Origin of the sequence: Chryseobacterium sp. c4a, assembly GCF_009900745.1 — a bacterium.
Taxonomy (GTDB): Bacteria; Bacteroidota; Bacteroidia; order Flavobacteriales; family Weeksellaceae; genus Chryseobacterium.
Window position 1 is genome coordinate 14,993 of the sequence record NZ_WXVU01000028.1, and the last position, 20,071, is coordinate 35,063.

The following is a 20,071-nucleotide window of genomic DNA, read 5'->3' on the forward strand; positions in this document are numbered from 1 at the left end:
GCGCTCCCTTCTCATTGTTTTGCGAAGTTCATGGTTACCGGAATTGTCAACACTGATGCGATGGGCTGTCCATTCTTTGTTGCTGGTTTCCAGTTTGTTTCGTTGCTGATGATGGTCATCGTTCTAAGGAATTCCTTATTGAAGGTATCATTAATTCCTGAGGTTGTTATATTAGTAGCCTTTCCTATTGGATCTATATGAACATAGGCCATTGACTTTATAATCCCATTTATAGGTTCAAGAATACTCGTGTCCATGGTTTGGGCTATTTTGGCTCTAAGATCCCTCATGCCGTTTGGGTACTCTGCATTGACAAAGTTTTTATCATCCTGGATATTTGTGTTTTTACCTTCTTGGTCTTTTTTAGGAGATATGGTGTCAGTAACAGATTTTAAAACTTCTTTCTTCAGTTCAGTAGGAGTAGTAGAATCCTCTTCTTGAAGAATGTCTTCCGGTAGATTTTTCATAGAATACTGTACAATCTTTGTTGTTTCAGTATTGGAAGTATTCATAGGGGTGGAAGTATGCTCCAATTCTGTATTGTTCTCAGGGCTAGCAGAAGTATGAGCATAAGTTTTTTCTGAAAGTAATGCTGTAGCCACTACAAGGGTAGTAACGCCAATGGCTTTTCGAAATAAGCTGAATTTGGTTTTTTGGGATTTCATCATAATAAATCTTTTTTTGGTGTTGTTGAAATTAAGAGAATGGGTAAGAGCCAAATTTTGACTGCCCATGAGCTCATCCAGAATTAAGTTCTGATACTCTTTAAGGTTAAATTTATGATTCAATACAGCTTCATCTGCCAAAAATTCATGATTGGTAATGACTGCCTTCTTATACAAGAATACAACAGGGTTGAACCAAGTAAGGATTTTTATAATATCAATAACAATTAGGTCTAGACTGTGTTTCTGATCTATATGGCTTTTTTCGTGAAGAAATATTCTTGGGTCAATGCTATCATTTTTTATGTATTCTTTTCCTATATAGATGGTATTCCAAAAGCTAAACGGTGAGAGTTTCTTCTGAGTGATGACAATATTGTAATTTTGATAAGACGACTTTTTTCCCTGTATTCTTTTTATGACTAAAAGAGATAAGATACTTTTCGCCAATATTAAAAAGGTAACAATTATATAAACACTCCATATTAGGCTCATCCAATCAAAACTCTCTTGTCTATGCTGTGTGTTGGCAACATATTGTACAGCTTCTTCAATAATCAGTTGTGGATGGATTGCTTTTGGTGCCTGTATGGTAAATGTAATAAATGGAATTGCGTACGACAGGATCAGTGAGCTTAGTAAATAGATACGATTGAACCTATACATTTTCTCTTTCTCCAAAAACAGATAATACACAGCTATGAAAAGCGATGAGCAAAGAATTATTTTTAGAATAATAGTTAACATAGCTATTCTTTTATCTGTTCGTCAATAATATCACGAAGTTCTTTCAATTGCTTTTGGCTTAGTTTGGCATTGGAGGTAAAAAATGATGCAAACTGGGTTACTGAGCTGTTAAAAAAACGGTCAATCATAGAAGTCATTTCTTCCTTGAAATATTCTCCTTTTTCTACCATGGGATAGTATTCACGGGAATTTCCATAGAGTCTGTAGCCTACAAGCTCTTTATTTTGCATTCTTTTTAAGAGCGTTGCTATTGTAGTAGCTGCCGGTTTAGGTTCGGGGTAGGACTCCAGAATATCTTTCATGAATACTTTCTTTTTCTCCCAAAGGATATCCATGAGAACTTTTTCAGAATCAGTTAGTTTAATTTCTTTCATTCTACAATGTTGTAATTTGTTCTACAAATGTAGAATAAAAATTTAATTGAGCAAATTTTATGGCATTATTTTTCCATTCATTTTTTTACATCAAATCGTAATATTATGAAAATCAATCAATTTTATATTCCAATGCTGAGCCTTTTTTTTACTTTATCTTCGTGTAAAAAGAATCAGGCGAATGCACAACAGACCGGAAATGAAGGAAGTGTAGAAACCGAAAAGCCCAATTCCGAATATAAACCTGCATTTAAAGGACAAACGAGGATTAAGGCGGTAAAAACAAATACAGCTTATCATGTAGAGGTATTGAATAAAGATCTGGGAAGACCCTGGGGAATTATTAATTTACCGGATGGAAAATTTCTTATTACAGATAAAAGAGGATATATGAACGTTGTTTCCAAGGATGGAAAACAAATTTCCACGATAGAAGGATTTCCAAAAGTAGATGCAAAAGGACAAGGAGGAATGCTTGATGTAGCACTTGATCCCGACTTTAAAACGAATTCGGTTATTTATTTCAGTTTTTCTGAGCCATTTGGAAAAGGAAATCTGACCTCTGTGGCAAAAGGGAAATTATCGGAAGACCTGAAATCTATTTCAGATCTTAAAGTAATTTTTCGAGCAGAACCTTCTTATGATGGAGATAAGCATTATGGAAGCAGACTGGTTTTTGATAAAGATGAAAACTTATTTATCAGTACCGGAGAGCGATCCGATAAGGTAACTAGAGCTTATGCTCAGAAAACAGATAATTATTTAGGGAAGATTATTAAGATCACCAAAGATGGCCTGCCTTCTCCCGGTAATCCATTTATAGGAAAACAGGGATATAAACCTGAAATTTATGCTTACGGAGTTCGAAATCCCCAGGGATTGGCTATTGATCCAAACGGAAATCTTTGGGATGTGGAAATGGGGCCAAGAGGAGGTGATGAAATTAATCTTATTCTCCCGGGAAAAAATTACGGCTGGGGAGATGTTACCTATGGAATTGAATATTCCGGAGCAAAAGTAGGAGAGGGGATTACTCAAAAAGAAGGAACAGAGCAACCAGTTTATTATTGGGATCCTGTAATTTCGCCAAGTGGAATCACATTCTATACGGGGAATATCGATGAATGGAAGGGGAATCTCTTCATTGGATGCCTGAGTGGTGAGCATATTGATAGAATTGTAATGAAAGACAATAAGGTGGTAGGAGAAGAACGTCTCCTTGCAGATCAAAACGAACGATTCAGAGATGTTCTGAATGGAATGGACGGCAATCTCTATGCAGTTACAGATAGTGGGAAACTTTATAAAATTTCAAAAAAATAAAAATCCTGCTGAAATTTTCAGCAGGATTTTTTTGTAGTAAACGAAAGGTTGAAAAAAAGATTGGAATTATCAGTATAAAATGATCAATAATTGTTAACTGGTAAATAGTGACTTCCAACCTCCTGCTTCCAGCTTCCCTCTTTCATCAAAACTTAAAATTAAGTCTGGCAAAAACCTGTCTTCCTGCAAACCCCATTTGTACAGGGTCAAATATACCACCCGATTCAGTGTTCCCGGTGGTTACCTGTGTTGTTTGTAAGGTTGGATATCTATTGAATATATTTTTGCTTCCTAACGTAAAGTTGAGGTTCTTCGAAAACTCATATCCAAAAGAAATGTCAGTAGTCACTTTTGGGTTATAAATTTGTTCTGCATCATCATATCCAATAAGGGTAACTTTATCAAATCTTACCAGCTGAAGGTTTGCATTGAATTTGTTGATCTTATAGTTGAGGTTTATATTTACCTTTGTTTTGGGTGCGGAAGCTAGAATAAACCCTCTTTCTCTTGGGCTTAAATAGATATCTTCTTTTCCAGCGAGTTGCTGAGAGGTATTTACTTTTGTAATCTCCATATCATTATAATTCCCAGCTAGAGTTGCGGTCAGCTTTCCCGAGCCCAGACTTTCATTATAGCTTAGGATTAGATCAATACCTTTAGTCTTGGTATCAATGGCATTAGAGAAAAATTGTGCCTGGTCAATATAAGGGTAATCTTTTTGAACATCTATTGGGAGATCATCTCTTGAGAAGTTTCCTGTTAGAACAATTCTGTTTTTTACGCTGATATAATACCCATCGATTGTTGCAGTGAATTTACCGGTATTAAAAGTAAATCCGGCACTTCCGTTAACGGAAGTTTCTTGTTTCAATTGTTCGATACCCACTCTTTGGGCAAGACTACTATCATTAGATGCCAATTGAATGGTGACCAGCTTTCCCCCTTGGAAATTGGTGAACTGCTGACTGTAATATTTCTGGGCAAGAGAAGGAGCTCTGAAACCTGTAGAGACAGATCCTCTGAAAGCAAACTGAGGTGTAAAAGCGTACCGAGTAGCAAACTTACCATTTAAAGTACTGCCAAAATCATTGTAGTTTTCGAACCTTCCGGCGACACTGATCATCCAGTTTTTCGTAACATCCAATTCAGTATCTATATAAGCCGCAAAATTATTTCTGCTTTTGCCAATATCTGTAGAATACCCCGGAAAGCCCTGTGATCCTCCTGGTCTTATATTATTTTCACCAGGCGGAACAAGAGGATTAGTTACCAATAAATTGGCAGGAGTGTTAGGAGTTACCACATTTCCATTGATGTCATACATCGTATAGGAAGCTTCTTCTCCTTTAATGATATTGAATTTTTCATATCTGAATTCTGAACCGAAGGCTATATTAAGACCTTCAAGCATTTTAAACTGCCTTACGGCATTAAATCCTGTTGTATTTTGTAGTAATGAATGCCCACCTGCATAAAATTGGGTAGGAGATTTAGAACCCAATGTAGCATTCAGAGTATGAGTGACATCATAAGTAAATCTATTATCCCCAAAAGCATTATAAAAATCTACATCCCAGTTAGCCACCTTGAATTTTAAACCATTATCGAAAGTAAAATCTGTGATATTGGTATCTTCAATAGGGTTGAACCCCATAGGATAGATATCAGGAATGTTCCCATTGGCATTAGGCGTTCTTGTCCAAGCATAAGCTTTGGTATTTCTATGTGAAAACCCCTGGCGTGAATAGAATGTGAGCCCATCAGATAGAGGGAGTTCAATATTACCGAAAAAATAGATATTTTGCGCTTTTGCATCTCCGAAGCGCTGCCTTGGAGCGGGATCAGGATTGTTGTAAATATCCGGATTCGCATTTCTGATGGCATAATCTTTATTGATAAATTCTGCGGTGAAATTCCCAAAGCCACCTTTGTTGCCTATTTTTGTTCCCAAATTTCCACTAAAATCAAAGGTGATTCCATCTACTTTATGATCAGAAACAATGTCGTTATTTCCGGGACTTTTAAAAAGATTCATTCCATAAAAAGCATTTCCCTCGAAACCTTTATCACGATCATTAAGAATAACATTAATTACCCCGGCAATCGCATCCGAACCATATTGAGCTGAAGCTCCGTCACGCAGAACTTCGACTCTCTTAATAGCTCCAATAGGGATCGTATTCATATCATATCCCGTATTTCCTCTTCCTTTCGTTCCGAAAAGATTAATTAATGAAGACTGGTGGTATCTTTTTCCATTAAGAAGAAGAAGAGTCTGATCCGGGCCAAGTCCTCTTAAAGTTGCCGGATCTACTGCATCAGCACCATCTGATCCGGATTGTTTATTAGAATTAAAAGAGGGAGCAGAAAATTGCAGCAGTTGGTTCACTTCTACCTGCCCTGTCGCTTGGCTTACCTGTTTGATATCAATAATATCAATAGGAACAGGAGTGTTGATAACGGTTCTTTTCTTATTTCGGCTTCCGGTAATGGCTACTTCGTCTATTTTGGATTCCTTTGCTAGTGTATCTTTTACCTGTTGAGCATAAGATAGAGAAGAAACTGTAAGAAAAACAATGCTTATGTATTTTATCTTCATATTGATAATTTTGGGTGATGGTTAACTCAAAATTATCAATATTTATTTTTAAATCAATACTAAAATTTATTATTTGTTATGAATGTCTTAATTTAACATTGTTTATGTTAGATTAAAGTAAAATAATAGTTAAAATACTTGATTTAGTGAAAATTTTTAACACTAAAAGCTGGTAATGATTCTGTTAAGACCTTCTTCTAGAATTTCTTGTGAAGTTGAAAAGCAAATTCTTATATGACCTTCCGCCCCTTTTCCAAACCATCTTTCCGAACCTGGAACAATAGCTACTTTACCATGCTGCAGAACATGTTGAGAAAACTGTTCGCTGGACATTCCATTTTCAATCTTTGGAAATAATACAAAAGTAGCCTCCGGAAGATTAGGTGTAACAAGACCCGATCCGTTTAAAAGCTGGAAGGCCAGATCTCTATTGTGCTGTAAATGATTTAAAAATTCTTTATACCAAGGCTTAGCTTTTTCCAAAGCTACACTTCCAGCAATCTGTGATAAAGTGGAAACCCCTTCTATAGTAGAGTTGAAACCCGATTTTTCTGTGAAGTCTTCAAGAATTTCCTGATCATTGCATAGTACAGCACCAATTCTCAATCCCGCGATTCCAAATGACTTTGAAAAACCATACACGGTAAAACTTTTTCTTTTAGCCTCTTCCGAAACAGATGAATAGGTATGAAAGTCTCTGTCATCATAAATAATATCACTCCAAATTTCATCACTCATTACCCATAAATCATGAGCAGAAGCAATCTCTGCAACCTTTATCAGTGTTTCTTTAGAATAAACTTTTCCTAGTGGATTATGTGGATTACAAATACTAATCAGTTTAGTATTGGGGTTGATTAAAGTAACCATTTTTTCAAAATCAATAGCTCCCGTTTGAGTATCTACAGGACATAACTTTACTGTTCCACCAGCAGTTTCTACTGACTTTTTAAAAAGGAAATCTACAGGATCCAGAATGATGGCTTCATCACCAGGTTTTAAAACATATTTAGCAATCAGAAACATTCCCTGTGCAGCACTGTTGACTGCCAATACATTTTCGGGAGAAAATTCACCATGTTTTTCCTGGTTAAAATGGTCAGCAACACTTTTCTTAAATTCTGGAAGTCCGGAAAACGGGCCATAGCTTAAATAACCATCTTTTATATATTCAATGATTCCTTGCTCTATTTCCGGTGCAGTTCTGAAATCCGGATCAGCAGCGGTTAAAGGGATAATTCCGTCTTCAAGGGTTGCCCATCTGCCATTATATGCTTTTCTTTTTAAGGCTTCAAAGTTGATGTCGTTATTTGTGAACATATTCTTATTTGTATGATATAGGTAAAATATTATCTGTTTGTTGATCCGTCGGAAGAAGAAACTGGTTCAATAGGATTCTGCCATTGTTGATATGGGTTTCTATCTCAGGTTTTCTTTCTGTTTCATATTTGCGGAAAGCCTCAGTGATATCATTCTCTTCAACTAAATATTTCGTTAGTATATGAGAATCTTTCAGTGCTGAGGTTACTCCCTGACTTGTAAAAGGGATGAGTGGATGAGCTGCATCGCCAATGAATACAATATTGTCTTTATAAAAAGGGTTGAGGTTTTCAAGTTCATAGACGCACCATAAATGTACGTTTTCATAGCTCGATTTTTTGATAATTGACGATACCAAAGGATCCCAGTCTGTGAAAATTTCAAGCATATATTCCTTTAGACTGTCGGTGGTGCATTGGTTGATTGGGTATTTTTCATTGTCAAATTGAGAATACCAAAGAATAGTATCGTGGGACAATTTCAAAATCCCAAAAGTAAGCCCGCCCTGATCATGGTGGAATTTCATGAAATCGTTTTCAATAGAGGCTGCAATTTCTTCATCTTTAATAATATTGACGACTTCATTTTCTCTGACCTGTCTCATTTTTTCATCTTTAAAAAGATTTCTTCTGATACGGCTTTTGGAACCATCGGAAACAACAAGTATGTTCGCATCTATATCAGTTCCGTCAGAATGTACCAGTTTTCCCTTTTCACTTTCAGATGGAACCACAGTGGCATTGTACGTTATTTTTTCAGGAGAAATTTTCCTGGACAAAAGATCAATCAAAGCATGTCTTGAGATAGCAAATACATTGTTGAGGTCTTTTTCTGCTAGTTTTGTTCCTGTATGAGAATATTGTATGTATTTTTTCAGAAAGCTTCCATGTTCAAAAAGAAGAGTCGGATCGATGATTTGAGTAAGATATTCTATGCCTTCCTGTGGAATAAGAAAGCCATGGCCAGCTAGATCTTCTTTGTTTCTTCTTTCGTAAATGTGAAAATCAATTTTGTGCTTTTCGAGATAATTAGCCATGCTTAAGCCGGAAATGCCGGCACCCACGACAGCAATTTTGTTCATGTTCGGAATAATGGATTTTTTCAGGTTGGTGTTTATATTACTTTTTCGCTACAAAAGTAAATTAAAAACATTCATTATTTTGAAAAAATAAATTAATTTGATTTTGAAATTCTGAAAAAACGAATGAAAAGCATAAGATTTGATAGGTTTTTAAAGGAAAATTCAGGAAAGATAATGGCTATAAAAAGAGAACGTTATATAGGAAATAGAATAGCTTAATGAAGAACATAAAAAAACCGGAAATAAATTCCGGTTTTGCTTGTTTCTTTATGCCTTTTCAAGCTGTACAGTAAAGTGCCTTAAAATTTCTGGTTCCCAGGTAATTTTATATCCTTTTGCAATTTCTTCACGTCTTTCATATACATTCTTTATTGCAGCTGCAATATAATCCATATGATTGTTGGTGTAGGTTCTTCTCGGGATTGCTAGGCGTACCAATTCCAATTTTGGATAACGGTTTTGCCTTGTTTCAGGGTCTCTGTCTGCCAGTAAAGTTCCGATTTCTACAGTTCTGATCCCTGCCTCCTTATAGATTTCGAGACCTAGAGTTTGTGCCGGATACTCTTCACGGGAAACATTAGGAAGAAAGTTTAAAGAATCGATGAAAACAGCATGCCCGCCAATAGGTTTCTGTACAGGAATTCCATATTCAATCAGTTTGTTCCCTAAATATTCTACCTGAGAAATTCTGCTTTCCAGATAAGCGAATTCGGTTGCTTCATCAAGACCTACAGCCAATGCAGCCATATCTCTTCCTGCCATTCCTCCATAAGTAATAAATCCTTCGTAGATGATTGTAAAGTTGGCGGCTTTTCTGAAGGTTTCTTCATTGTTTAGAGCGATAAATCCTCCAATATTTACCAATCCGTCCTTTTTAGAACTCATCGTCATTCCGTCACCATAAGAGAAAATTTCTTTACAGATCTCCTTAATAGTTCTATTTTCTTGACCTTGTTCTCTTTTTTTAATGAAGTAAGCATTTTCAGCAAACCTTGCAGAATCAAAAAATACAGGAATACCATATTGATCAGAAAGGGCTTTTACAGCTTTCATATTTTCTAAAGATACAGGTTGTCCTCCAGAAGAATTACAAGTAATAGTAACCAGGCAGAATGGAATATTTTCTTTAGGGTGGCTTTTATAAACTTCCTCCAGTTTCTCAAGATTAATATTTCCTTTGAAAGGGTGGGGATCATTGATGTCAAAAGCTTCATCAATCGTACAATCGATGGCATGTGCCTTTCTAAATTCAATATGTCCTTTTGTAGTATCAAAATGAGAGTTTCCAGGAACTACATCTCCTTCTTTCACTAAAACGGAGAAAAGAACATTTTCAGCAGCTCTTCCCTGGTGAGTAGGCAGTAGATATTTGAACCCGGTGATTCTCTCAACAGTATTTTGGAGTTGTTCGAAGGAACGGGATCCTGCATAACTTTCATCTCCGGTCATTAATGCTGCCCATTGTCTGTCAGACATCGCTCCGGTTCCGGAATCTGTTAAAAGATCGATAAAAACTTGTGAAGATTTTAAGTTGAAGAGGTTATAATTCGCTTCTTTAAGCCATTGTTCTCTTTCAGCTCTGGTAGATTGGCGGATTTCTTCCACCATTTTAATGCGGAAAGGTTCCGCGTACGGTAAATTCATGGGTTGGTATGTTTTTAAATTGTGTGTAAAGAAAATTTGTTTGAAAATAATTTTCAAATTCATCAATGTACATCTAAAGAGGAAATGGGTTATTCCGGTGCTTTAAATATATTTTCATCAGAATGGAATCCGGCAACGCCGCCACTTACTGCAAACTTCATGGCAGAAGCAGCAGTCATTCCCACTACAGGTTTGATGTTTTTTTCTTCAGTAACAATTACCCAGCCCGAAATGGCGTAAGAATGGGGTAAATATACCGCAACGTAATTATGCTTGTCAACGTCCGACATTTCTTTTTGAGTTAAAAAGCCAATTCTCCAGATCTCTGGATTTTCATTGGTTTTAACCCATACAGGATCGTTGAATTTTTTCTTGTCACCCACAAAAGAAGACATAACATCTTTGGTTGGAGTATAAATGTGCTTTACTCCAGGTGTTTTTTCCAGTAAACTATCCATCGTATCGAAAAAGAACCTTCCGATCACAAATTTATTTCCAAGATAGCCTAAAATAGCAGTTAATAATATGATTGAAACGAAAACAAGCCCTGGGATTTGCTTGGCAAGAGACGGAATAAGATTGTCAATGGCGCTTACAATATACCAGATTACAAAAATTGTCAGTCCAATTGGGCCAATAATAACCAGCCCCTGAAAGAAGTTTTTCAGGAATAGATTGGCAATACTTTCAAAGCTTGGTTTCTTCAATGTTTATTCTTTACTATTTATTTTTAACCATGAATGGTCTCTTTATTTCCGTAGGATTTAATGATATTAGCTTCATATTCTAGCCATGCTTCCCATCTTTCATTTACTTTTTCTGGATCACCAAGCTGTCTTGCAAATCCAATGAAAGTCGTATAATGGTTCGCTTCAGAAATCATAAGCTCTCTATAGAAAATTTTAAGTTCTTCATCCTTAATGTTTTCAGTAAGAACCTTAAATCTTTCACAACTTCTGGCCTCAATCATCGCAGCAAAAAGCATTTTGTCTACAATAAGATCCTCTCTGCTTCCTTGAATAATAAATTTTGCCAGTTCATTTACATAATCATCCTTTCTGGCTCTGCCAAACTTGTAGCCTCTCTTTTTAATGATTTCATGAACCTGATTGAAATGATCCAGCTCTTCCTGTGCAATAGCAAGAAGTTCTGTAACAATCTCTGGATATTCCGGAAGCATAGTGATCAGGCCAATCGCATTGGTAGCAGCTTTTTGCTCACACCAGGCATGGTCTGTTAAAATTTCTTCGATGTTTCCTTCCGCAATGTTTGCCCACCTTGGATCGGTTGGGAGTTTCAACTTAAACATGTTTTAAAATTTTTGTAAATTTAATACAAATTAGACATATTCAATGCTTCTGGATAGATAGAATTTATTTTCTATTGAGTTTTATGCAATCAGCAGGCTGTATAGTATTTATAAATACTGTAATTTCTATGATTGTGTTTTCAGGAAGTATGCGTGACACACTTAATCTTTAATGGCTGTTTTTTTTCTTAAAAATCCAAGGATATTCCATCCTAATGTATCTATCTTTTTTAATACCGTGGAAATAATGAATGCTAAAATGATATTAATGACATAAATAATGATCATTAAAATCCACCAAGACATGTTTTCCTTCAAAGGAACTACAAGGAAATAAACCAATGATGAGCTAATTCCCTGTGCAAAATAGAAGAAAATGGCATTTTTACCTATATAAGTAATGAAATTTTCTTTAGTTACCTTTAATCTGTTGTAAAGAACAAATAAGGTTACCAATGAGAATTGTGCCCATATAATATAAGGAATCTGTGGCGGGAATTTATTCTTATTGATCTTATAGAAAATTTCATTTCCATAATACCAGAACATCCACGTTAATGCAGCAGCTACAAGTGCATATAATACCGGAATGATTTTGGTTGGAAGTTTTTTCCCACGCATTCTGTTTCCAATTAAGAAGACGGCCATATAAAAAGCAACGTAACCCACCTGGCCTGTTGGATAGTATTCAGGGAAAATATTGAATAATAGAGTTAGTCCAATGCAAAGTCCGATAAACCAGTTGATGTGTTTAGGGAAGAATCTTAAAATTAATCCTCCAAGAACAGTAAGAATATAATAAACCTTCAGGTACCAAAAGCTTCCCATAACGACTGGAAACGTATCTGCATTGGTATATTGATGAAGATACCAGTTTCCAAGATTCTGCCATTGAGGTATCGTTGAAATACTGGTGGTAGAATATTTGGATCCAAATGTGGAATAAAAGCTTTGCAGCCATTCCATAGAAAAGAAAGTAAGGCCAAATACTTTAAAAAAGTAATCTAAAAAGAACAGCAAGGTTACAAAGATCATATAAGTGATCTGAAGTTTAAGCAACCTGTAGAAGGTCTTTTCAATATTGGCTCCTGATGTGATTCCACTTAAAGCATAAAATAAAGCCACATCAAAAACAAGAGAAAAGACTCTTACTTCTGCAGGAATGTAAAACTGCCCAGACCAGAATGCTGTATGGATAAAGATAATGGATAGGGTAGCCAGTCCTTTGGCGAAGTCAATATAGAGGTCTCTGTTCATTATAATAGATATGGGTCAAAAATAAATAAACTTCCGTTATCTTTCAAGTCAAATAAAAAGAGGCAGAACTCAATTGCCCGCCTCCTTTCTTAAATATGCTAAAAATGAATGTTTCTTTATTGAAGATGTTTAAATTCTTCTGCTGAAATTTCTCCAGACTGAATTTTTCTTAACTCATCTATATATTGGCTCATATAAGCGTCAATTTCTGGATTTACAGTGTTTTTAGCCATCTTGTAAGTTCCATTTAAGACACCCTGATAGTAATAGAAGAAGTTGTAATCAAAGTTTTGTGCATTAAGGTCATACTGCCCTAAAAGGAAACCTAGACGAACAGCAGATCTTCTCTGTGCAGGAGTACCGTGGTGTCCAGGACTTGAAGTCTGATAATCTCCAATACTTTGTGCAAACTCATAAGCTGCAGCAATTTGTGAGAAATCCGTTTTGTTGTAACCATTTGGTCTTCTCAGATAATATCCTGCAAAACCATCTGCTTCAAGCTCGTTGGGTCTTGCTGTATTTTCATTTACAGAAGGAAGTCCAAAGATATATTGTAACTGATGTCCGTACTCGTGAGCTAAGATCATTGCGTTTACAATATCGCCACCTTTTGCTTTTGCATCATAATAAATAGCATAGCCATAGTAGATTCTTCCATTACCATAAGAAATGGCGTTGTAGGTAGAGTTGAAATTGGATGGATCATTTACAAACTGAAGGACTGGATTACTTCTTCCCCATAAACTTGCGATTTTAGTCATTTGGGAATTCATAAAGTTTGTATCTGCAGAGCTTTGAAGCCCAGACACCAATACAGATGAAGGAGTCCAGTTGTTGTCTACATAGTTACAAGCTTTTTCAAGTGCGCTTGGTTGGTCAATTTTTGCACTTTGGCTTTCTTGTTGTGGAAGAACAGTGTCTTCCATTTTGTCATCACTACATGCTGTCAGGAATGATGCAGCAATGGCGCCTGCTATAAAGCAGAGGTTAAAGTTTCTTTTCATATAATTATTTAGTTGGTGAAACGAAGGTAAGAAATTATCTTTTATGTATGAGCACTTTAATGTTAAAAATTATTCAAAACATAGTGAATATATTTTTTCAATAAAAAACATTGCTTTGATTGTAAGGTGTTTAGAATTTTATTTGTATATTTGCACCTCGAAATAACTAAAAATTTATAAACAATGTTTGCAATTGTAGAAATAGCAGGGCTTCAATACAAAGTTGAGCAAGACCAAAAGTTGTTTGTGAACCGTTTAAAAGGAGATAAAGGAGGAAAAGTTTCTTTCGATAAAGTTCTTCTTACTGTAAACGGAGCAATCACTGTAGGCGCCCCAGCTGTAAGCGGTATCACTGTGGAAGCAGAGATCCTTGACCATGTAAAAGCTGATAAAGTAATCGTTTTCAAAAAGAAAAGAAGAAAAGGTTACAAAGTGAAAAACGGTCACAGACAATCTTTAACTCAAATCGTAATCACTGGTATTACAGGATTTGAAGCAGGAGCTAAAAAAGCTGCTAAAAAAGAAACTGTAAAGTCTGAGGTTCTTTCTGACAACGCAACTGTTAACTTTAGCGAAGATCACGAGTTGAACTATCACTTAAAGAAAAACAACTTGTCTCAGTCTAAAGAGAACAGAGAAACTTTAATTACTTTAGGTAAAGCAGTTAAAGTTGAATTAGAAAAGAATATTCTTACTCATGAAGAAGTAGATGCTGCTATCATTAAGAATATTGATCAATTTAAAGCACTTAACAAATAATCCAGTAATAAAATGGCACACAAGAAAGGAGTCGGTAGTTCCAAGAACGGTAGAGAGTCTCACTCTAAAAGATTAGGTGTGAAGATTTTCGGAGGACAAGCTGCTATTGCAGGAAATATTATTGTTAGACAAAGAGGTACTCAACACCACCCAGGTGATAACGTTGGTATCGGTAAAGACCACACTTTGTTTGCATTAGTAGACGGTAAAGTAGTTTTCAGAAAGAAAGCAAACAACAGATCTTTCGTATCTGTAGAACCAAACGCATAATTAATAGCGTTTTATAAAAATCAAAGCCTCAGCATTTTGCTGGGGCTTTTTTTTGTTTTTATATCTAAAAGTTAAATTTGTTATAAATATTCTACAGTGGGTGAAATATTTATATATTTGTTGCATATTAAATAACAAAATAGTTGCGGAAGCCGAAAGCATATAGAGTAGGCAATACATTAAAACTAAATACTATGAAAAATCTAAAAAAATTAACGAAAAGACAGTTGAAAACAATTGCTGGCGGTGAAATGTGTAAAACTCCAGCTTCATCGTGTGGTGAGTGGTGTGGATGGAGTGCATGGCAAAAAGCTCATTGTGCCAATGCAGTTATTGATATGCCTTGTGACTGTTATAGTCTGCCAATAAATTAGCATAGAATCTATGAAGAATTTAAAAGACTTACTAAAAAGAGGCTGAAGACTATTAATGGAGGAGCTGTATGGTGCCCGGAAAAACCAATTAAATCATGTGATATATGGTGTGGCTGGAGCCCATGGCAAAAGGCACATTGTATACTTGGAGAATTTTGTGAGCCTTGTTAATTAATAAATTAAATAATATGCGGTTTCTTAGAAGCCGCTTTTTTATTTTTAATATAATTTTAATTTTATTCATTCCGAAGAATTTCAAAGAATTATAATTTTGTTCCCCATTTTTAAATATAATAAAATATGAAGGGTAAATTTATACTAATGTTGAGTGTGCTGGTTTCTTTAGGCTGGCAGGCTCAGGTCAAAGTCCTGTTTGATGCTACTAAGGCTGAGATGGCAGGAAATGCAGACTGGGTTATAGATGCAGATGCTCATAATCTTAGTGTTACATCTACCGGTATAACTACAAACGGAACAGAATCGAATCCACAAAGAATTCCAACCCCGGCTCAAAGTGGAATTACTGCTGCCACATCAGAAACTTATTGGCAGGGAGCATTGAGCAATTGGGGAATTGATCTTGTAAGACAAGGATATATGGTAGAAACTTTACCTTATAATGGAAATATTACTTATGGAAACTCATCCAACCCGCAAGATCTTTCTAATTATAAAGTTTTTATTGTCGTTGAACCTAATATAAGATTTTCTGATTCAGAAAAAACAGCAATGCTAAATTTTGTAGCGAATGGAGGAGGGCTTTTCATGGTCTCAGATCATACGGTAAGTGACAGAAATAATGATGGCTGGGATTCTCCTGCAATATGGAATGACTTTTTTACTTCAAATAGTGTGGCTAATAATCCTTTTGGGATAAGCTTTAATTTAAATAATGTATCACCAGTGAGTTCTAATTTTGCTCCGGTTAGTTTTAATCCTACCATTTTGGCTGGGCCACAAGGAACACCGTCGCAAATGAAATTTTCAAGCGGAGCCACAATGACCTTAAATAAAAGCAATAATCCTTCTGCACAAGGGCTGATCTTTACAACGGGCTCTTCAACCACAGGAAGTACAAATGTAATGTTTGCAACATCTACTTATGGTAATGGAAGAATTTGCGCTTTAGGAGATAGTTCTGTTCCTGATGATGGTACAGGAGACCCTAATGATACACTATATAACGGATATATAGGTGATGCTAACGGAAATCACAGACCTCTTTTGGTAAACGCGGTGGTGTGGCTTGCTGCCTCATCAAGCCTTGGTATACATGAACCAGTTACGAAGCAGAAAGCTGCAGTATATCCTAATCCGGCTAAAGATTATGTCTATGTTGAAAATACACAGTTCAAAACATATAAAATTTTGGATGAGATAGGAAAAACAGTCGGTTCTGGTATTCTTCCTGATAATGGAATTATTAATGTTCAGAATTTTCCTTCTGGTGTATATTATTTGATATTGTTGTCGGATAAAGACTCTCAATCTACGAAATTAATTAAGAAATAAAAATATCAGCTGAACGTTACGAGTTCAGCTTTTTTATTGGAAGAAGTAAATCTTTTTTAAATACTCTCTTTAAAGTGAAATATTTATATATTTGTTAACAATCAAATAAAAATAATTGCGGAAGCCGAAAAGCATATAGAGTAGGCAAATGTTAAAACTAAATAATCATGGAAAATTTAAAAAAGTTAACCAAAAAGAATCTGAAAACAATTAGTGGAGGTGGTGCTGTATGGTGTCCGGAAAAGCCAATTACATCTTGTGATATATGGTGTGGTCTGACTCCTCAGCAAAAAATGCGCTGTTTACTGGTTGTTGATGAAGTGTGTACTTGTTAATATTACAGTGAATAAAATAAAACAAGCATGAAGAACGTAAAGAAAATCACCAAGAAACAATTGAAGTCAATTAAAGGAGGCTTTATGATAGATCTTTGCCCTGATTTTTGGGTTACAACATGCGCTCAGTGGTGTGGGCTTACCTCTTGGCAGCAGCAATACTGTCCTAATGCCGTAGAAGAAATGATGCCTTGTCAATGCTAATGAATAAAAAAAACAGTGGCGGCTTCGAAGAAGCCGCCACTGTTTTATATCATATTTTAATTTTAGAACCCTACCTGAATTCCAGCTTTAACACCAAATTTTGAAATATTCGGTCTGTCAAGATAATTTCCTCGCCAGTTAAAATCTACTCTAAAAAGTCTAAGATTTCCAATTCCAATATTTTCAATTCCAAATCCATATTCATAGTAAATGTGATCACTTGGAGCAGAATATTTAAAACCTTCTACATTAATAGCCTTTGATGCATCACTTAAAGTTCCGTAAGCAGCTCTTAAAAAGGCAACTTCTCTAAGCTTTAGTTTTTTAATTAATGGAATATAAGATAATATTTTACCATTAAAGTGGTGTTCCAAATGAAGGGTAGTATAAGCATCTGCAACAAACTCATAATAATTAAGCTGTGAGAACGTATTCGGAGCTAAAGTGTAAGAAAGGTTAGCCGGAATAATATTCTGTAAAGCTAAAGGAACTGTATTGAAATTTTTCCCAGCTTCAAAATTAACAATAGTTTTTCCCAATGTTCCAATCAAAAATGGTTTGTAGAACATGAATTGAAGCTTATTGTAATTAAAATCCGCATTAAAAAGACCTTCAATACCTCTGGTATATCTTAAAACAATAGTAGGGGCAAGGTTTTTTGCCTGATATCGGTCTATCCCTGTCTGAGAAAATCGAGCACCCGGTTTTGCAATTAAACTGATGGTGACATGAGAATCATTTACTGTTTTTCTTAATTGCCCATCCTGATAATACATAAGATTGAACTTTTCAGGAATAGCAGAATGAATACTTTGCATAACTCCATCAACTCTGATTTGTATGTTTTTCCATGGCTCTATAGCAGCGAAAACATTCGTTTGGTTTACAGAACTTAAAGAAATATTTTCTCCTCTAGCAAAAAATGTACTCGAAGATAAAGAACGAGATGCTACTCCGTCACCTGCGGTAAGTTGTCCTCCTAGCTGAACGATATCTCTGCTGGTTCCTGCTCCAATCATAAATCGGTTGAGTCTGTTGAACATATATCGTGCTTCAGCACCATATTTTATCTGATGATCTTTAAATCCATAAGCAGTATAGAACTGAACCCTCCAAGGATCATTCAATCCAAAATAAGATCTTGCTCCAAGTCTTATTCTGTCACCTTCTACCTCGTTTCTTCCATATACAGAGAAGATAGGACCAAAATCTACCCCTTTAAATGCATTATAATAACGAGAACCAAGAGTTTCAAACAATTTTACCATTCTGTTGAACTTTGGAGTTTGTTGTAATTGGTTTAGCATTTTATAAACACCCTGCTCAGATTTGGATAAAGTATCAGGTCTCGCTTTTGTCCAGTAAGCTTCGTCTTTATCTGTAAACTTATCCTCATATTCCTCCTCTTTTCTTTTAAAAACTTTCGGATCGAGAGGAATGTTAAATTCATAATTAGAATAATCAACAGATTTTCGGGCAATAATACTCTTAGAACCCTTTTTCTTTGAAAAAGGACTCATTTCAACCTCCGTGATCAATTTCTTTGGAAGGAAAGTAGTCTCATCCGGATTGTCATACTCCAGCTGAGTATATACACTGTTGACGAAATTAACATTAATTTTTTGTGTAGATCTTAAAGTAGCTCCCAAAACAGCGTAGCTGTCCGTATCTATATAAAGATTTCCCTGAAACGCCAATACATCTTTACGTTTAGGTTGATATCTTATTTGAAAAGCCTTCTCTCCATGAATAGCAATAGTATCTACAAGATTATAGTCATAAGTCCCAAATCCGTCTGTTCCTGCAGGACTCTGAAACCCAATATCGAAGTAATTTAAAGTATTGTCATAAATATTAATATCCCTGTAAAGGTTCTTTGCAGAAACCGTAATAACCTGATTGTCCTGGAAACCTGAAGTCTTTTGGGCAACTAAAGTTCTTTTGGTATCTTTATCTGGTTTGTTTTTACCATAATTTTCATAAACCGCTTCATTGAGGAAAATGGGAAGACCCAATCTGCCACTCGCTGTAGAATCTGCATAATTAAAAATAAAGTCCAGTTTATTGAAGATTTTCTTCTTCATAAAGGCGCTGTCTATATTATTAAGATCAAATTGTGTCTTTTCATACTCTTTGTACGAATAAGTGTCAAATTTTTCCAGCCCGTTATTTCTTTTTTGAGCCCACACTTTTTGCATAATAGCATATGCAGGATTTTCCTTTTTGTTTTTGTATTTAGGTTTTCCAGCCTGAATCACTACTTCCTGAATATTGCTCACCTTAGCCTGCGAGAGCTGAACAAAAATATTTTCAGCATTTTCAGGAGTTACATCAAAAGTTTCCGCGGTATAATTCTTTCTGACAAACTTCAATCTCTGAATAATGCTGTCAGACTGAACGCTGAAGCTTCCTGAGGTTGTAGTAAGAGATGGAGTTTTATCATCATTGATAAAAATGTCAACCTTATTCAATTCCTTGTTGTTTTTAGCATCAACAATCTTACCGCTAGCTCGGTTTTGAGCATATGCGAAGCTGGTAATGGTCAGGAAAAAAAATAAAAAATAGTGTTTTTTAGAGTTGTTGTTTAACATCATTCGTTTCTTCAGGCAATTAGCACAAACAAAAAGTATGCAGTTTTTTAAAAAATTTATAAAAAAATAAAATAATCTTACGATTCTACGTAAAACGGCAAATTTAACAAAAATAGTACTACCATTTGAGAAAAAATAAATACTAAGTTTTTTACCTTAATAGATATGGAATCAACCAATTAATAATAAAAGGAAAAGTCACCACTTTTGAGACTTATATTCATCTAAAATCACCTTTTTTAAGATATATTAGAATAGAAAGTTCTTAATAAGTCTGACATAAAAATGAATTCTTTCAAATCCGGCATCAAGCATTTATTCAGTTAATAACGATATCTTCATGTATGTAAAATAATATGTCTATACTTACTAGGTATTGATCAAATGTTTTTGCTAATTCTATTTTGGAAATCAGCTCCAGCATTTAAAGTGCTCAATCTCTCTAATATATTATCAGGAGCTTAATCCCGCTATCCACTCATACTCCTCGCGCCATTCCTCCCCAATGCTCAAATCCTCCCGCTCTCCAACTCTTGCTGCGGGGTAACCGTTTCTATCGGGGCTAGGGTAGGGGACGTTAATTATAAATGATGAGCAATAATAGGGAATAGGAAATAGATGTTGGCATATATAATAGCTACCATATATATAATAATATAATAAGTAGAATCCGTTTCCCACAGAACATCCATCAATAGAAACG

Annotated in this window: 18 protein-coding genes; 7 read left to right on the plus strand and 11 right to left on the minus strand. The window is 35.4% G+C overall.

Features of this window, described 5'->3' with window-relative positions; translation table 11 throughout:
- Positions 1–11: 11 nt before the first annotated feature.
- Both GTR01_RS23870 and GTR01_RS23875 read right to left on the minus strand, forming a co-directional pair.
- Positions 12–1,412 (minus strand): M56 family metallopeptidase, encoded by a 1,401-nt coding sequence (locus GTR01_RS23870; RefSeq protein WP_160140214.1) that lies wholly within the window; start codon positions 1,410–1,412, stop codon positions 12–14.
- A 2-nt stretch (positions 1,413–1,414) separates the two neighbouring features.
- Positions 1,415–1,786, minus strand: coding sequence for a BlaI/MecI/CopY family transcriptional regulator (locus GTR01_RS23875; protein ID WP_160140215.1), 372 nt, complete (start codon positions 1,784–1,786; stop codon positions 1,415–1,417).
- Between the two features lie 105 nt (positions 1,787–1,891).
- Here GTR01_RS23875 and GTR01_RS23880 point away from each other — a divergent pair, with 105 nt between their 5' ends.
- Entirely contained in the window at positions 1,892–3,109 is a 1,218-nt protein-coding gene (locus GTR01_RS23880; protein ID WP_160140216.1) for a PQQ-dependent sugar dehydrogenase, read from the plus strand.
- 145 nt (positions 3,110–3,254) lie between these two features.
- Here GTR01_RS23880 and GTR01_RS23885 read toward each other — a convergent pair whose 3' ends face one another.
- From GTR01_RS23885 to GTR01_RS23920, 8 genes are all read right to left on the minus strand, one after another.
- The gene (locus GTR01_RS23885) at positions 3,255–5,708 is read right to left on the minus strand and encodes a TonB-dependent receptor plug domain-containing protein (RefSeq protein WP_160140217.1); all 2,454 of its coding nucleotides are present in this window, start codon (positions 5,706–5,708) and stop codon (positions 3,255–3,257) included.
- 162 nt (positions 5,709–5,870) lie between these two features.
- Positions 5,871–7,028: a pyridoxal phosphate-dependent aminotransferase gene (locus tag GTR01_RS23890; RefSeq protein ID WP_160140218.1), complete on the minus strand. Its 1,158-nt coding sequence runs from the start codon at positions 7,026–7,028 to the stop codon at positions 5,871–5,873.
- A 4-nt stretch (positions 7,029–7,032) separates the two neighbouring features.
- Positions 7,033–8,109, minus strand: a complete 1,077-nt coding sequence (locus GTR01_RS23895) for an FAD-dependent monooxygenase (RefSeq protein ID WP_160140219.1) — start codon at positions 8,107–8,109, stop codon at positions 7,033–7,035.
- A gap of 267 nt (positions 8,110–8,376) precedes the next feature.
- The gene (locus GTR01_RS23900) at positions 8,377–9,753 is read right to left on the minus strand and encodes a tryptophanase (protein ID WP_160140220.1); all 1,377 of its coding nucleotides are present in this window, start codon (positions 9,751–9,753) and stop codon (positions 8,377–8,379) included.
- 89 nt (positions 9,754–9,842) lie between these two features.
- The gene (locus GTR01_RS23905) at positions 9,843–10,460 is read right to left on the minus strand and encodes a DUF502 domain-containing protein (RefSeq protein WP_160140221.1); all 618 of its coding nucleotides are present in this window, start codon (positions 10,458–10,460) and stop codon (positions 9,843–9,845) included.
- A gap of 23 nt (positions 10,461–10,483) precedes the next feature.
- Positions 10,484–11,062 (minus strand): tRNA-(ms[2]io[6]A)-hydroxylase, encoded by a 579-nt coding sequence (locus tag GTR01_RS23910; RefSeq protein ID WP_160140222.1) that lies wholly within the window; start codon positions 11,060–11,062, stop codon positions 10,484–10,486.
- 162 nt (positions 11,063–11,224) lie between these two features.
- A complete protein-coding gene (locus tag GTR01_RS23915; protein WP_160140223.1) occupies positions 11,225–12,319 on the minus strand; it encodes an acyltransferase family protein in 1,095 nt (364 codons plus the stop codon).
- Positions 12,320–12,435: 116 nt separating this feature from the next.
- The gene (locus GTR01_RS23920; protein WP_160140224.1) at positions 12,436–13,323 is read right to left on the minus strand and encodes a metalloprotease; all 888 of its coding nucleotides are present in this window, start codon (positions 13,321–13,323) and stop codon (positions 12,436–12,438) included.
- Between the two features lie 183 nt (positions 13,324–13,506).
- Between GTR01_RS23920 and rplU the strand changes: the two genes are divergently transcribed.
- The 6 genes from rplU to GTR01_RS23950 all read left to right on the plus strand — a co-directional run bounded on the left by rplU (position 13,507) and on the right by GTR01_RS23950 (position 16,777).
- The gene (gene rplU, locus GTR01_RS23925) at positions 13,507–14,082 is read left to right on the plus strand and encodes a 50S ribosomal protein L21 (RefSeq protein ID WP_073299989.1); all 576 of its coding nucleotides are present in this window, start codon (positions 13,507–13,509) and stop codon (positions 14,080–14,082) included.
- 12 nt (positions 14,083–14,094) lie between these two features.
- On the plus strand, positions 14,095–14,352 hold the full coding sequence (gene rpmA / locus GTR01_RS23930; RefSeq protein ID WP_027372929.1) for a 50S ribosomal protein L27: 258 nt from the start codon (positions 14,095–14,097) through the stop codon (positions 14,350–14,352).
- Between the two features lie 194 nt (positions 14,353–14,546).
- Entirely contained in the window at positions 14,547–14,726 is a 180-nt protein-coding gene (locus GTR01_RS23935; RefSeq protein ID WP_410492614.1) for a bacteriocin-like protein, read from the plus strand.
- 300 nt (positions 14,727–15,026) lie between these two features.
- Positions 15,027–16,238 (plus strand): T9SS type A sorting domain-containing protein, encoded by a 1,212-nt coding sequence (locus tag GTR01_RS23940; RefSeq protein ID WP_160140226.1) that lies wholly within the window; start codon positions 15,027–15,029, stop codon positions 16,236–16,238.
- Positions 16,239–16,405: 167 nt separating this feature from the next.
- Positions 16,406–16,573, plus strand: coding sequence for a bacteriocin-like protein (locus GTR01_RS23945; RefSeq protein ID WP_160140227.1), 168 nt, complete (start codon positions 16,406–16,408; stop codon positions 16,571–16,573).
- A gap of 27 nt (positions 16,574–16,600) precedes the next feature.
- Positions 16,601–16,777 carry a bacteriocin-like protein gene (locus GTR01_RS23950; protein ID WP_160140228.1) on the plus strand — a complete coding sequence of 59 codons (177 nt, stop codon included), beginning with the start codon at positions 16,601–16,603 and terminating at the stop codon, positions 16,775–16,777.
- A 62-nt stretch (positions 16,778–16,839) separates the two neighbouring features.
- On the opposite strand, the gene GTR01_RS23955 is transcribed toward GTR01_RS23950, so the two are convergent.
- Positions 16,840–19,371, minus strand: coding sequence for a DUF5686 family protein (locus GTR01_RS23955; protein ID WP_228452336.1), 2,532 nt, complete (start codon positions 19,369–19,371; stop codon positions 16,840–16,842).
- Positions 19,372–20,071 lie beyond the last annotated feature (700 nt).

What these genes read in the sequence shown, in the direction of transcription:
- GTR01_RS23915 (WP_160140223.1), bottom strand. Translation starts at nt 12,319, where the DNA reads ATGAACAGAGACCTCTATATTGACTTCGCCAAAGGACTGGCTACCCTA.
- GTR01_RS23890 (WP_160140218.1), bottom strand. Translation starts at nt 7,028, where the DNA reads ATGTTCACAAATAACGACATCAACTTTGAAGCCTTAAAAAGAAAAGCA.
- GTR01_RS23895 (WP_160140219.1), bottom strand. Translation starts at nt 8,109, where the DNA reads ATGAACAAAATTGCTGTCGTGGGTGCCGGCATTTCCGGCTTAAGCATG.
- GTR01_RS23900 (WP_160140220.1), bottom strand. Translation starts at nt 9,753, where the DNA reads ATGAATTTACCGTACGCGGAACCTTTCCGCATTAAAATGGTGGAAGAA.
- GTR01_RS23955 (WP_228452336.1), bottom strand. Translation starts at nt 19,371, where the DNA reads ATGATGTTAAACAACAACTCTAAAAAACACTATTTTTTATTTTTTTTC.
- rplU (WP_073299989.1), top strand. Translation starts at nt 13,507, where the DNA reads ATGTTTGCAATTGTAGAAATAGCAGGGCTTCAATACAAAGTTGAGCAA.
- GTR01_RS23870 (WP_160140214.1), bottom strand. Translation starts at nt 1,412, where the DNA reads ATGTTAACTATTATTCTAAAAATAATTCTTTGCTCATCGCTTTTCATA.
- GTR01_RS23885 (WP_160140217.1), bottom strand. Translation starts at nt 5,708, where the DNA reads ATGAAGATAAAATACATAAGCATTGTTTTTCTTACAGTTTCTTCTCTA.
- GTR01_RS23875 (WP_160140215.1), bottom strand. Translation starts at nt 1,786, where the DNA reads ATGAAAGAAATTAAACTAACTGATTCTGAAAAAGTTCTCATGGATATC.
- GTR01_RS23940 (WP_160140226.1), top strand. Translation starts at nt 15,027, where the DNA reads ATGAAGGGTAAATTTATACTAATGTTGAGTGTGCTGGTTTCTTTAGGC.
- GTR01_RS23920 (WP_160140224.1), bottom strand. Translation starts at nt 13,323, where the DNA reads ATGAAAAGAAACTTTAACCTCTGCTTTATAGCAGGCGCCATTGCTGCA.
- GTR01_RS23910 (WP_160140222.1), bottom strand. Translation starts at nt 11,062, where the DNA reads ATGTTTAAGTTGAAACTCCCAACCGATCCAAGGTGGGCAAACATTGCG.
- GTR01_RS23935 (WP_410492614.1), top strand. Translation starts at nt 14,547, where the DNA reads ATGAAAAATCTAAAAAAATTAACGAAAAGACAGTTGAAAACAATTGCT.
- rpmA (WP_027372929.1), top strand. Translation starts at nt 14,095, where the DNA reads ATGGCACACAAGAAAGGAGTCGGTAGTTCCAAGAACGGTAGAGAGTCT.
- GTR01_RS23950 (WP_160140228.1), top strand. Translation starts at nt 16,601, where the DNA reads ATGAAGAACGTAAAGAAAATCACCAAGAAACAATTGAAGTCAATTAAA.
- GTR01_RS23880 (WP_160140216.1), top strand. Translation starts at nt 1,892, where the DNA reads ATGAAAATCAATCAATTTTATATTCCAATGCTGAGCCTTTTTTTTACT.
- GTR01_RS23945 (WP_160140227.1), top strand. Translation starts at nt 16,406, where the DNA reads ATGGAAAATTTAAAAAAGTTAACCAAAAAGAATCTGAAAACAATTAGT.